Here is a 13,355-nt window from a genome sequence, read left to right as displayed (position 1 = left end):
CTCCCCTGCGTGAGGTCAGCTAGCCCTCACTCCCTGGATATCCGTTTTTCATGCTCAGAACAGCGTGGCCTGCGCCTCGCCGCTGAACGCCCCGATAGCCGCCTGACCCAGACGCCTGGCCACCTCGTCATGCAGCCGCCGAGCGAGCTGTGGCGCGTGGCGGTTATCCGCGGTATGCACAAATAGAAAAGGACTTTTCCCCTGTTTTATCCACAGGCAGAGGCGCTCCACCCAGGCTGCGAAATAGATCGTATTGACATCCTCATCGACATGGCCAATGAACCGCACCAGCGGCCTATCGCCAGTGGAGAGCACGTGTAACGGACGTTTGGGTTTTTCCCCCTGGGCCTTGAGTAGCCTCGGGTCGCTGCCCGCCGGGGTCGAGAACAGCGGCCTTACGTCAAGCATCACGCGGTCTACGCCATGACTTATCAACAACCGGTTGAGAGCCACCTCGGCGCTGCCCTTGTGGAAAAATTCACTGTGGCGAACCTCAACGGCACAGGAGATTCCCTTCGGCCAGCGCGATAGCAGCTGATCGAGTTGCGGAAGCTCCTGTGCCCCAAAATCGCGCGGCAGTTGCACCATAAGGGGGCCGAGACGGTCATGCAGCGGCGAGAGGCGTTCGAGAAAAACCTCCAGCTCGGCCTCGATGCCCACCAGCCGAGCCTCATGGGTCAGGCTGGCCGGCAACTTGAAGCAGAAGCGAAACTCGGCAGGCGCCTGGCGTGCCCAGCTGGCCACCGTCTCGGCCTTGGGCGCCCCGCTGTAGAAGGTGGTATTGCCCTCGACGGCAGAGAATACCCGCGCGTACTCGCCAAGCCACTCCTGCTGCCCGCCATGGGGCGGATAGAGGCTGCCCCGCCAGTCAGCGTTGGCCCACATGGCCAAGCCAAGGTAGAGTTGTCCGGCCACTGTCACCTCGCTGTCACAAGAATGCCATGGATACGCAGATCCATTGGGGCCGGGTGCAGCGCTAGACGCTCTACCCGACCCTGATCGCTGCTTAGAACTGCTCCAGTAGCCACTCTCCCGGCTCACCGTTCAACAGCAGCTGGCCATCGCGTAGCTGAGCCTCGAGGGAGTAGCGTTCATCCTCCTCGCGACGCACTACGCCTAGCTCCAGCATGGCCTGCAGGCTATCTGCCACGGCTTCCTTTGCCATCGCATCGAGCTCACTATCTGACCTCAGTCCGCCGAGCTGCTGCTGCAGTGACTCGCGAAACAGCTTGTGCAGCAGTCGTTCGGAAGCATTCACGCTCAGATCCAGGCGACTCTCGGGGGCAAGCAGCCCGCCATTTTCGAAGGCTGCCAGATCCACCAGCGACAGATCGGCCTCCAGTTGCAGGTCAATATCCGCCTCGCCCATGCTGAAGGTGAACGGCTTGACGCTGATCGTGGAACGGCCCGCTAACAGTTCTTCGCCGACGCGTTCCATACGCTCGAATATCGGCAACAGCCGATCGGGGTCTTCCCACGAGAATTGGCCGACGGCCTCATGAATCAGGCCCCATAGCGTGTCGTATTGCGCCCGCGGCAACTGTCCATAGCTTGACTCGACGTGCAGCGCAATCGGATCGTTTACGCCCTGAATGCGCAGCCCGCTTGCGGCTAGCAATTGCGCTACCCGGAAGTGCTCCGCGGATTCCGGCGCCAGGTCCAGGCGGTAATGCATGTCTTGCACTTTGAGACTCGGCGAATCCAGCTCACGCAGTGTCAGCCCCTCGAGGCTTACATCCAGTTGGCCGTACCAGCTGCTTTGGTCCTGGCGAGTCGCCGTGATTTCCGCCCCCATGTCCTGCATGGTCAGAAACAGCTCCGGCTCCTCGGCTTCGAAACCCTGCAGCGCATAGCGGGTCGTGAAGCCCTCGAAGCGACCCTGCCCATCGAACTGCAGCTGAATGTCGACGCTCTGTCCATCGATGCGCGAGTCGCCCGCCCACTCGACGTCACGGCTTTCGGTGACGATCGGTCCTTCCTGCGAGCTGAACATGACATCACGCAGCACCCCCTCGGGGAAGGAGGCCACGAACTCCGCGGTGGAACCTTCGAAGGTATGGGTAGCGTTGGGCTCCTCCAATCGCGCCGGCCCCATGCGATTGGAGCTTCGATACTCACCAAGGGATGGATCGTAGCGGAAATCACCGCCTTGGTAATCGAGGTCGTAGCGTAGTTCCAGACCTGCGTCGCTCAGCAGCGGGCCGGCTGTCAAAACCATCTGCATGGGAGCCCACTCACCAACCACGACCTGGTCGAAACCGACCCTGGCATCGTAGCGTGAGATACTCCCGTTAACCTCCATTTGAACCAGCTGATCGAATAGCCAACCCGAGGCGTCCGCACGTCCTTCGATACTGGCGAAGGCGCCAATGAAGGGACCATGGGTAATCTGATCATCGACGCGGATCCGCAATGGTTCGCCTTCGAACTCCTGCTCCATGGCAGTGCCGAGAAGGCCTGTATAAAACTGCGCAAACTCCGGTTCGAGTACGAGTTCGTATGCGGCATTTGCCTCCAGCCAGCCACGCTCGTAGGCCAGATTTTCGACCTCTATATAACCGAAGCGCTGTAACTGCTGCAGATAATCCGCGTACTTCTGTTCGATCCGTTGACCTAACCAGTAGGGAGCTGCCAAACCTACGACAAGTGCCAATCCCAGGATAATGACCACTGATCGTTTGAATACACTTCCCTGACGCTGCTGTCCCTTCCCCATGCCGATATCCTTTTCTCGTTTTTCATTTACGTCGAACAGGGCAGCAATAAGTTATTATTACTGCCCTAGGTCGAAGTAAAGTTTAACGATAATAAACAAGAAAAGTAAGCTAGGGGTTTTACTCCACCGTTACCGACTTGGCCAGGTTACGCGGCTGATCGACGTCGGTCCCCTTGAGTACCGCCACGTGATAGGAGAGCAGCTGCAGCGGCAGGGTATACAGGATCGGTGCCAGCGCTTCGTGGACGTGGGGCAGGTGCAGTACCTTGATGCCCTCGCCGGCGTCGATCGCCACCTGCTCGTCGGCAAATACGTAGAGCTCACCGCCGCGGGCGCGGACCTCCTGCAGGTTCGACTTGAGCTTGTCGAGCAGCTCATCGTTGGGCGCCACCGAAATCACCGGCATCTCGCTGTCGACCAGCGCCAGCGGCCCGTGCTTGAGCTCACCGGCCGGGTAGGCCTCGGCGTGAATGTAAGAGATCTCCTTGAGCTTCAGTGCACCCTCCAGGGCGATCGGGAAATGCGCCCCACGCCCCAGGAACAGGGCGTGGTGTTTTTCGGCAAAATCTACCGACAGCTGTTCGATCTCGGGATCCAGCGCCAGCACCCGGGTGACCAGCGCCGGCAACCCACGTAGCGCCGCCACGATCTGCCCCTGCTGGTCATCGTCCATGCCGCGCTGGCGGCCTAGCGCCAGGGTAAACAGCATCAGCGCAGTGAGCTGGGTGGTGAAGGCCTTGGTCGAGGCCACGCCGATCTCGGGGCCGGCGTGGGTCATCAGCGTGAGATCCGACTCCCGCACCAGTGAACTGCCCGGCACGTTGCAGATCGCCAGACTGCCGAGATAGCCGCTGTCCTTGGCAAAGCGTAGCGCCGCCAGGGTGTCGGCAGTCTCGCCGGACTGAGAGAGGGTCACGAACAGGGTGTCTTCGGGCACCACCACGCGGCGGTAGCGATACTCCGAAGCGACCTCTACCTGAGTGGGAATGCCAGCGTAGCGCTCGAGCCAGTAGCGCGCCACCATGCCGGCATGGTAGCTGGTGCCGCAGGCGATGATATGGATCTGCTTGGCCTTCGAAAACAGCGCCTCGGCCTCGACCCCGAAGCTCTTGACCAGCACCCCACGCTCGCTCAGGCGCCCCTCCAGGGTCTGGGCAATGACCGCCGGCTGCTCGTGGATCTCCTTGAGCATGAAGTGGCGGTAATTGCCCTTGCTGGCGGCCCCGTCGCCGTGCTCGAAGGTCTGCACCTCACGCTCGACCGAGCGCCCCTCGGCGTCGACGATCTCGATCACTCCGCCCCGCGAGAGGCGCACCACATCACCCTCCTCGAGGTAGATGAAGCGGTCGGTGACCTGCAGCAGCGCCAGCGGGTCAGAGGCCAGGAAGGCCTCCTCGATGCCTACCCCCACCACCAGCGGGCTGCCCTTGCGTGCGCCGATCACCACGTCCGGCTCGGCGGCGTGCATCACGCCCAGCGCATAGGCCCCGGCAAGCCTAGCCAGGACCCGCTGCACCGCCGCCAGCAGGTCGCCCTGGGCAGCGCTCTCGCGATCCAGCAGATGGGCAATGACCTCGGTATCGGTCTCGGATTCGAATACGTAGCCGCTGGCCTGCAGGTCAGCCTTGAGGGCCTCGAAGTTCTCGATGATGCCGTTGTGCACCACCGCCAGACGACCCGCGGACTGATGGGGATGAGCGTTAGACACGCTGGGCTTGCCGTGGGTCGCCCAGCGGGTATGGGCGATACCTACTCGCCCCGGCAGGGCCGACTGCTCGAGCCGCTCGGCCAGAGCGGCGACCTTGCCCACCGCGCGCTGCCGTTCCAGGCTTCCGCTCTCATCGAGCACCGCCATGCCGGCCGAGTCATAGCCTCGATACTCGAGGCGCCGCAGCCCCTCGAGCAGAATACCCTGCACGTTACGCCCGGCTACTGCTCCAACGATTCCACACATCGCGCTACCTCCTGGACTCTGCGTCATCCACCGTAACGGTGACAACCTCTACATCATGGGCCTCGATTGTTCGGCGGTCGGCAGGATCGAGACGATGATCGGTGATCAATGTATCGATGCAGCCCCACGGCAACTCGAGGTTGGGAATACGTCGGCCGATCTTGTCGGCCTCCACCAGTACCACGACCTCGCGGGCCACTTCGGCCATTACCCGCGATAGTCCCAGCAATTCATTGAACGTCGTGGTACCTCGCGCCAGGTCGATGCCATCGGCGCCGATGAACAGCTGGTCGAAGTCGTAGTGCCTCAGCACCTGTTCGGCGACCTGGCCCTGAAACGATTCGGAATGCGGGTCCCAGGTGCCACCCGTCATCAGCAGCATGGGCTCGCGCTCCAGGGCATGAAGCGCATTGGCCACCGCCAGGGAGTTGGTCATGACCACCAGACCGGTCTTGCCATCGAGTTCTGGAATCATCGCCGAGGTCGTGGTGCCGCTATCGACGATGATGCGGTTATGCTCTCGGAGCCGCTCAACTGCTGCCCGGGCAATGGCCCGCTTTGCAGGCGAGATATTGACGGCACCGTCCAGCAGCTCGACGGGCAGTGGCACTGCGCCACCGTGGCGACGCAGCAGCAGCCCGCTCTTCTCGAGGGTGGCCAGATCCTTGCGTATCGTCACCTCGGAGAAGTCGAAGCGCTGTGCCAGGGCCTCGACGCTGACTTCGCCCTCGGCGTTGACGCATGCCAGAATGGCATGCCGCCGCTGGGCCGTATTTCGTTTGGTCATTCCATATCAATCTTAAAGTTTCGAATCGAAAGAAATTAATTGCCAAATGAAAGACCAATAGCCGTGCAGCGTCAAGTCCCGGCCACGAAAAAGCCGCTTCAGCCAAGCCGAAGCGGCGTCATGGCGGGTTGCTGGATGCGCTAGGAATCCTTGGTCGGACGTGGCCAGTCGGACTTGCTGATCTGCCGCGCCCGGGACACTGCCAGGGCCCCGTCGGCAACGTCCTTGCCGATGGTCGAGCCGGCACCCACGGTGGCGCCCTTGCCGACGCTTACCGGCGCCACCAGGGCAGTGTTGGAACCGATGAAGGCGTCGTCGCCGATCTCGGTGCGATGCTTGTTGGCACCGTCATAGTTGCAGGTGATGGTACCCGCTCCGACGTTGACCCCGCGCCCCAGGCTGGCGTCGCCGACATAGCTCAGGTGATTGATCTTGCTGCCCTCGCCGACCTCGACGTTCTTGGTCTCGACAAAGTTGCCGACCTTGGCGCCGACCGCCAGGCGCGACCCGGGGCGCAGACGCGCGAAGGGCCCGATGCGATTACGCCCGGCGGCCACCGCGCCCTCGATCACGCTATGTGCCTCGATCACGCTCTCGGCGCCGATATGGCTGTCGCGAATCACGCAGTAGGGACCGATGCGCACCCCTTCACCCAGTTCCACCTCGCCTTCGAATACGCAGCCGACGTCGATCTCCACGTCGTGGCCGCAGCGCAGGCTGCCGCGCACGTCGAGGCGTGCCGGGTCGGCCAGCGCCACGCCCTCGGTCATCAGCCGCTCGGCAATGGCCTGCTGGTGGGCGCGCTCGAGGCGCGCCATCTGGGCGCGGTTGTTGACCCCCTCGACTTCCATGGGGCTGGCCGGCTGGGCGGTGGCGATGCTCACTCCTTCGGCGGCGGCCAGCGCGATCACGTCGGTCAGGTAGTACTCGCCCTGGGCGTTATCCGCCGACAGCTGAGGCAACCAGCGGCGCAGCTGGGCGCTGGTCATCGCCATGATCCCGGTATTGCACTCCTGGACCGCCCGCTCGCTCTCGCTGGCATCCTTGTGCTCGACGATGGCCACCGCCTGACCGGCGGCGTCGCGCAGGATACGCCCATAGCCGCTGGGGTCGTCGAGGGTCACGGTGAGCAGTGCCATCTGCTGTTCGCTGACGCTGTCGAGCAGTGCCGCCAGGGTCTCGCGCCGAATCAAGGGCACATCGCCGTACAGTACCAGCACCTTGTCGGGCCCCAGCGCATCAAGCGCCTGGGCCACCGCATGGCCGGTGCCCTTCTGCTCGGCCTGCACGGCGAAGCTCACCGGGCAGTCGCCCAGCGCCTGGCGCAATTGGTCGCCACCGTGGCCGATCACCACGTGCAGTTTCTCGGCGCCAAGCGTTGCGGCAGTGTCGATGACGTGACGCACCATCGGCTTGCCGGCCAGGCTGTGCAGCACCTTGGGCCGCGTCGAACGCATCCGTGTGCCCTGACCGGCGGCTAGAATCACTACGTCGAGGGTCATGGTCTCTCCTTGTTCAGTCGTCCACGTCGATGCCAATGTCGGCGAGGGTGTCGATGCCAAAATAGTCGATCAATGCCGAGCTTACCCGCGTCGCCCAGCCGTCTCCCTCGCGCACCAGCAGCAGCACCATCAGGTCGTGCTGCTCGGCCAGTCGCAGGCCATCATCTGGCCCCAGCGTCATCAGCGCCGTGGCCCAGGCATCGGCCCAGGCATTGGAGGGGTGTAGCACCGTCACCGAGGCCAGCGCGTGTTCGATCGGCATACCGCTGCGTGGGTCGATGGTGTGCGAATAGCGCTGCCCTTGTGCCTCGAAATAGTTGCGGTAGTCACCGGAGGTGGCCACCGAGATATCGTGCAGCGGTAGCGTATGGTGGGCCACCTGGCGGCTGCCGTCAGGCACCTCGACACCGATCCGCCATGGGTTCTGCTCCTCGTCGCGATAGCCCTTGACGATCAGGTCACCCCCCAGGTTGACCAGGTAGTGCTCGATGCCCTGGCTATCGAGATAGGCGGCGACCCGATCGGTGCCGTGCCCCTTGGCCACCCCGCCGAGGTCGATGAACACATCGCCAGTGCGCCTGGCGCGGGTCTCGCTGGCGTCCAGCTCGAGCTTGTCATGACCGACCTCGTCGAGGCGCTGATCCAGCTCCTCCGACGTCGGCACCTCCGCGGGCCGCGCTTCCGAGCCGAAGCTCCACAGGTTGACCAGCCCCCCTACGGTGACATCGAAGCTGCCGTCACTCTTCTCGGCTACCGACTGACTCACCGCCAGCACCTCGAACAGCGCATCGGAGAGCGCCAACCACTCACCCTCCGGCGTGCGGTTGAGGTCCATCAATTCACTGTCATCACGATAGATCGACATTGCCGCATCGACATCATCGAGCTCGGCAACGAAGCCCTCCTCAAGCGCTTCGGCCTGACTGCGCGTCAGCGGGTCGGCGATGGTGACCTGATAGAAGGAGCCAAAGATATTGCCTTCGAGGCGCACCGGTGAGTCGAGCTCGGGGTCTCGCTCGCCGCAGCCGGCCAACAGCGCGGCAAGCAGTAGTGGAACAATAAAACGGGTGACGTACATGGTTGATGTCCTCCAGGGGCTACCAGAAGAACCACAGCAGCCAGAGTCCAAATATAATCCGATAGATCACGAACGGCTGCATGCCGATGCGCTTGATGAAGACCAGGAAATAGTGGATGCACAGATAGGCGCTGATGCCAGACAGCAAGGTGCCCACGATCATCGCCGTCCAGGCGACGTCCTCGGGCTCGCGAATCAGGCCAACCACCTCGAGGCCGCCGGCCAGCACGATGACCGGAATCGACATCAGAAACGAGAAGCGCGCCGCCGCTTCACGGTTCATGCCCAGCAGCAGCGCGGCGGTGATGGTGATACCGGAGCGTGAGGTGCCGGGAATCAGCGCCAGCGCCTGGGCGCCGCCAATCAGCAGTGCGTCCTTGAGACTCAACTGATATTCGCTACGCGTACCGTGCTTACGCCAGTCGGCGTAGCCAAGCAGGAGCCCGAAGCCGATCAGGCTAATGGCCAGAATCAGCGGTGAACGAAGCTCCAGCTCGATGGTTTCCTTGAACACCAGACCGATCAACCCGACCGGAATTGTAGCCACGATGACCCACCACGCCAGGCGACCATCTTCATCGCTACCCTGGCCGCGACAGGAAGCCACCCAGCTCAGCGTCATACGTCTGAGTTCATGCCGGAAGTAGACGATGACCGCCGCCAGGCTGCCGATGTGCAGTGCCACGTCGAAGGCCAGCCCTTGATCTTCCCATGGGGTCAGTACCGGCACCAGGATCAGGTGGGCAGAGCTGGAGATGGGCAGGAACTCGGTAAGCCCCTGCACCAGCGAGAGAACGACGACCTGTAGCCAATCCATGCTAATCCTTTAGGGCCTGTAGATGATGCTCTTAGAACGGCGCGGCGTTTACCTGCCCACCTCCTGGACAGGATGACCGCGAACAAGGATACACACTCGGTAACAGCTTGTCCGCCGTCTGAGCATGACATCCCTCACGCAAATAAGCGGCCTGTTGCGGTCATCGCCATAATCCTCGACGCTTATGTGCGCTGATCACACGCTGGTCAGGATTGCCGTGGCAATGCTGAAGTAGATCACTACCCCGGAGGCGTCGATCAGCGTAGTCACCAGCGGCGCCGAGGCGGTGGCGGGATCCCAGCCCAGGCGGTTGAGCAGGAAGGGCAGGCACATCCCCAGCAGGCTGCCGAACAGCACGATGATCACCATGCTCATGGCCACCACCATGGCCACCGCCTCACCGCCGCGCATCACCCCGATGGGGGCCACCGCCAGCGCCATGGTCAGGCCCAGGGAGCCCGCCACCAGCAGCTCGCGTCCCAGCAACGTGCCCCAGTCCTTGACCCCGACATCGCCAGTGGCCATGCCGCGCACCATCAGGGTGGCGGCCTGGGCGCCGGCGTTACCGCCGCTGCCGATCAGCAGCGGCAGGAAGAACACCAGCGCCACCTGGGCGGCGATGGTCTCTTCGAAGTAGGCGATACCCGCACCGGAGAACAGGTTGGCAAACACCAGCAGCACCAGCCAGGTAACGCGCTTGCGATAGAGGCTCCACAGCGGCACCCGGCTGACGCCATCTTCCAGGGCGCCGATGGACATCCCCTTGTGGAAATCCTCGGTGGCCTCCTCCTCGGCGACGTCCATGGCGTCATCGTGGGTGACGATGCCCACCATCCGCTCATCGGCGTCGATAACCGGCACCGCCAGCAGGTCATAACGCGCCACCAGCCGCGCCACGTCCTCCTGGGGATCATCGACGCGTGCACTGATCACGTCCTTGATCATCAGGTCATCGACCAGCGCTCCCGGGCGCGCCACCATCAGCTGGCGCAACGATAGCGTGCCGGCCAGGCGCCCCTCCTCGGCGAGTACGTAGATCTGGTAGACGGTCTCGGCATCCGGCGCCGTCTGGCGCACCCGCATCAGCGCCTGTGACACCGTCATGCCGCTGGGGATCGCCACATAGTCGGAGGTCATGATCGCCCCGGCGGTGCCCTCTTCGTAGCTGGCCAGCCGCTTGAGGTCCTCACGCTCCTGCCTGGCCATGCGTCGCAGCAGGCCCTCGCGACGATCCTCGTCGAGCAGGTTGAAGAGGTCGGCACGTTCATCCGAACTCATCTCCTCGAACAGCGCAAGCAGCGTCTCGTCGGACATCGCTTCGGCCAACTCGCCCTGCATGTCGCTCGGCAGGTAGCCAAACACATTGGCACGTCGTTCCACCGAGAGATGGTCGAGCAGGGCAAAGACGGTGGGCGTATCGTCGTCTTCCTCGGCAATATCCTCGAGGATTTCGGCGATATCCGCGGCACGCAGCTCGGGCAGCACGTCGTCGAGATCGGCAGCGTCCGACTGCAGCGCCTCGAGCAGCGTGCTCTTCTGTTCGGTCAGGGATTCATTCAATGACATAGGCATCCTCCTGACGCCGTAATCGGGCAGATTAGGTGGCGGGCATGGCGACCATCATAGCAGACACGAAAACGCCCCCCGGTCAACGACGCGGGGGGCGCTTTTCACGGCAGGAACCGATCAGCTCTTGCCAGCCTTCTTGCGCAGCTGCTGGATCGTCCTGAGCTGAGCCACCGCCTCGGCAAGTTCCGCCGCCGCGCGCGAGTAATCCAACTCCGAGGACTTCTCGTTGAACGACTTGAGCGCCTGCTGGCGGGCCTCTTCGGCCGCCGCTTCATCGATGTCACCGGCGCGGGTAGCCGCGTCGGCAAGAATCGACACCACCTTGGGCTGGACCTCGAGGAAGCCGCCCGAGATGTAGAAGTTCTCCTCGGCGCCGCCCGCCAGCGTTACCCTGACCGGCCCCGGCTGGAGCTCGGTCAGCAGCGGCGTGTGACCGGGCAGAATGCCCAGGTCACCCATGATCCCGGCGGCGACCACCTGCTCGACCTCGCCGGAGAACACCGCTTCCTCTGCGCTGACAATCTCGCACTTGAAGCTGTTCGCCATAGTGTTGTCCCCTCTGGGTGGACGGCCTTACTTCATTTGGTTGGCTTTCTCGACGGCTTCGTCGATCGAACCGACCATGTAGAAGGCCTGTTCCGGCAGCTCGTCATACTCACCGTTGAGGATACCCTGGAAGCCGCGGATGGTGTCCTTGAGCGACACGTACTTGCCGGGCGCCCCGGTGAACACCTCGGCGACGAAGAACGGCTGCGACAGGAAGCGCTGGATCTTACGCGCCCGCGACACGGCCAGCTTGTCCTCGTCGGACAGCTCGTCCATGCCCAGGATGGCGATGATATCCTTGAGCTCCTTGTAGCGCTGCAGCACGTTCTGCACGCCGCGGGCGGTGTCGTAGTGCTCCTGGCCGACCACCAGCGGGTCCAGCTGACGCGAGGTGGAGTCGAGCGGATCGATGGCCGGGTAGATACCCAGCTCGGCGATGGAGCGCGCCAGTACCACGGTAGCGTCGAGGTGCGAGAAGGTGGTCGCCGGCGACGGATCGGTCAAGTCATCCGCCGGTACGTAGACCGCCTGCACGGAGGTGATCGAGCCGGTCTTGGTCGAGGTGATACGCTCCTGCAGCACGCCCATCTCCTCGGCCAGGGTCGGCTGATAGCCTACCGCCGAGGGCATACGACCCAGCAGTGCCGAGACCTCGGTACCGGCCAGGGTGTAGCGGTAGATGTTATCGACGAACAGCAGTACGTCGCGACCTTCATCGCGGAATTTCTCGGCGATGGTCAGGCCGGTCAGCGCCACACGCAGGCGGTTGCCCGGCGGCTCGTTCATCTGACCGTAGACCAGCGCCACCTTGTCGATAACGTTGGATTCGGTCATTTCATGATAGAAGTCGTTACCCTCACGGGTACGCTCACCGACACCGGCGAACACCGAGTAACCGCTGTGCTCGGTGGCGATGTTACGGATCAGCTCCATCATGTTGACGGTCTTGCCGACGCCGGCGCCGCCGAACAGGCCAACCTTGCCGCCCTTGGCGAACGGGCAGACCAGGTCGATGACCTTGATGCCGGTCTCGAGCAGCTCGTTGGAGGCCGCCTGCTCGGCATAGGTGGGGGGCTTGCGGTGGATCGGCATGCGCTCCTGCTCACCGATGTCGCCAGCCTCATCGATCGGCTCGCCGAGCACGTTCATGATCCGACCCAGCGTTTCCTTGCCTACCGGTACGGAGATGGCTGCGCCGGTGTTGGCGACGTCCATGCCGCGTTTGAGGCCCTCGGTGGAGCCCATGGCGATGGTCCGCACCACGCCGTCGCCCAGCTGTTGCTGAGTCTCAAGCACGGTGTCGACTTCTGCGACCTTCAGCGCGTCGTAGACCTTGGGCACTGAGTCCCGCGGAAACTCTACGTCAATCACCGCGCCGATGATTTGTACGATACGTCCGCTCATCTTGGTTCCTCTTAAATACCTGCAAATGAAACCTGGCTTCCCAAGCTGCTATACGGCGGCTGCGCCACCGACGATCTCCGATATTTCCTGGGTAATCGCGGCCTGACGGGCCTTGTTGTACACCAGTTGCAGATCGTCGATCAGACCACCGGCGTTATCGGTGGCACTCTTCATCGCTATCATCCGCGCAGCCTGCTCACAGGCGGTGTTCTCGACCACCGACTGATAGACCTGCGACTCGATGAAGCGCTCTAGCAGCCGGTCCAGCAGCACCTTGGCATCCGGCTCATACAGGTAGTCCCAGCTTCCGGGACGAGTCTGTTCTTCATCATCATGCGCCTCTCCAATGTCAGGAGAGAGCGGCAGGAGCTGTCTGACCACCGGCTGTTGCGTCATGGTGTTGACGAATTCGTTGTACACCACGAATAGCCGATCCAGACGCCCTTCGTCATACGCTTCCAGCATGACCTTGACGCTACCGATCAGGTCCTGGACCCGCGGCGATTCGCCAAGCCCGCTCTTGGCCGCCACGAGGTTGCCCCCGTAGTTGCGGAAGAACGTGCTGGCCTTGGTGCCCAGGGCACAAAACTCCAGTTCTGCGCCCTGGTCGCGCCAGGCCTTGGCATCCCTGAGGACGGCTTTGAACAGGTTGACGTTCAAGCCACCGCACAGGCCGCGGTCGGTGGACACCACGATATAGCCGACCCGCTCCACGGAGCGTTCGACCATGTACGGGTGCATGTCCTCGGGATCCATGTCGGCATCGGCGATATGCGCCACCACGTCGCGGATCAACCGCGAATAGGGGTGGCTGGCCTTCATCAGGTCCTGGGCTTTACGCATCTTCGACGCAGCCACCATTTCCATGGCGCTGGTGATCTTCTGCGTATTCTTGATGCTCCCGATCTGGGTGCGTATCTCTTTTGCAGCTGCCATAGCGATCTACCCTCGTTCGTGGCTCTCAGAAAGCATGCTGGCCCAC

The 13,355-nt window shown here is 62.9% G+C and carries 11 protein-coding genes; all 11 read right to left on the bottom strand.

All coding sequences use genetic code 11. The annotated features are described in order from the left end of the window. Nucleotides 1-54: 54 nt before the first annotated feature. A complete protein-coding gene (locus QC821_RS01550; protein ID WP_422719548.1) occupies nucleotides 55-885 on the bottom strand; it encodes a DUF72 domain-containing protein in 831 nt (276 codons plus the stop codon). Nucleotides 886-1,006: 121 nt separating this feature from the next. Then, nucleotides 1,007-2,716 carry a DUF945 family protein gene (locus tag QC821_RS01545; protein WP_309716049.1) on the bottom strand — a complete coding sequence of 570 codons (1,710 nt, stop codon included), beginning with the start codon at nucleotides 2,714-2,716 and terminating at the stop codon, nucleotides 1,007-1,009. A 118-nt stretch (nucleotides 2,717-2,834) separates the two neighbouring features. After that, nucleotides 2,835-4,670 carry a glutamine--fructose-6-phosphate transaminase (isomerizing) gene (glmS, locus tag QC821_RS01540; protein ID WP_309716047.1) on the bottom strand — a complete coding sequence of 612 codons (1,836 nt, stop codon included), beginning with the start codon at nucleotides 4,668-4,670 and terminating at the stop codon, nucleotides 2,835-2,837. Between the two features lie 4 nt (nucleotides 4,671-4,674). Continuing rightward, entirely contained in the window at nucleotides 4,675-5,457 is a 783-nt protein-coding gene (locus QC821_RS01535; RefSeq protein WP_309716042.1) for a DeoR/GlpR family DNA-binding transcription regulator, read from the bottom strand. Between the two features lie 140 nt (nucleotides 5,458-5,597). After that, on the bottom strand, nucleotides 5,598-6,959 hold the full coding sequence (gene glmU / locus QC821_RS01530) for a bifunctional UDP-N-acetylglucosamine diphosphorylase/glucosamine-1-phosphate N-acetyltransferase GlmU (RefSeq protein WP_309716039.1): 1,362 nt from the start codon (nucleotides 6,957-6,959) through the stop codon (nucleotides 5,598-5,600). Nucleotides 6,960-6,972: 13 nt separating this feature from the next. Then, complete coding sequence (locus QC821_RS01525) at nucleotides 6,973-8,037, bottom strand: FAD:protein FMN transferase (protein WP_309716037.1); 1,065 nt, start codon at nucleotides 8,035-8,037, stop codon at nucleotides 6,973-6,975. A 19-nt stretch (nucleotides 8,038-8,056) separates the two neighbouring features. Next, nucleotides 8,057-8,854, bottom strand: a complete 798-nt coding sequence (locus QC821_RS01520) for an undecaprenyl-diphosphate phosphatase (RefSeq protein ID WP_309716034.1) — start codon at nucleotides 8,852-8,854, stop codon at nucleotides 8,057-8,059. A gap of 195 nt (nucleotides 8,855-9,049) precedes the next feature. Then, nucleotides 9,050-10,420, bottom strand: a complete 1,371-nt coding sequence (gene mgtE / locus QC821_RS01515) for a magnesium transporter (RefSeq protein WP_309716031.1) — start codon at nucleotides 10,418-10,420, stop codon at nucleotides 9,050-9,052. A 120-nt stretch (nucleotides 10,421-10,540) separates the two neighbouring features. Beyond that, entirely contained in the window at nucleotides 10,541-10,969 is a 429-nt protein-coding gene (locus tag QC821_RS01510; protein ID WP_309716026.1) for a F0F1 ATP synthase subunit epsilon, read from the bottom strand. A 27-nt stretch (nucleotides 10,970-10,996) separates the two neighbouring features. Beyond that, a complete protein-coding gene (gene atpD, locus QC821_RS01505; protein ID WP_309716023.1) occupies nucleotides 10,997-12,373 on the bottom strand; it encodes a F0F1 ATP synthase subunit beta in 1,377 nt (458 codons plus the stop codon). 48 nt (nucleotides 12,374-12,421) lie between these two features. Then, nucleotides 12,422-13,309 carry a F0F1 ATP synthase subunit gamma gene (gene atpG / locus QC821_RS01500; RefSeq protein WP_191167950.1) on the bottom strand — a complete coding sequence of 296 codons (888 nt, stop codon included), beginning with the start codon at nucleotides 13,307-13,309 and terminating at the stop codon, nucleotides 12,422-12,424. Between the last annotated feature and the right edge of the window lie 46 nt (nucleotides 13,310-13,355).

The organism is Franzmannia qiaohouensis, from assembly GCF_031451695.1.
GTDB lineage: Bacteria > Pseudomonadota > Gammaproteobacteria > Pseudomonadales > Halomonadaceae > Franzmannia > Franzmannia qiaohouensis.
The sequence above is the reverse complement of the archived record's forward strand: the minus strand, read 5'-3'. Positions and strand labels throughout refer to the sequence as shown.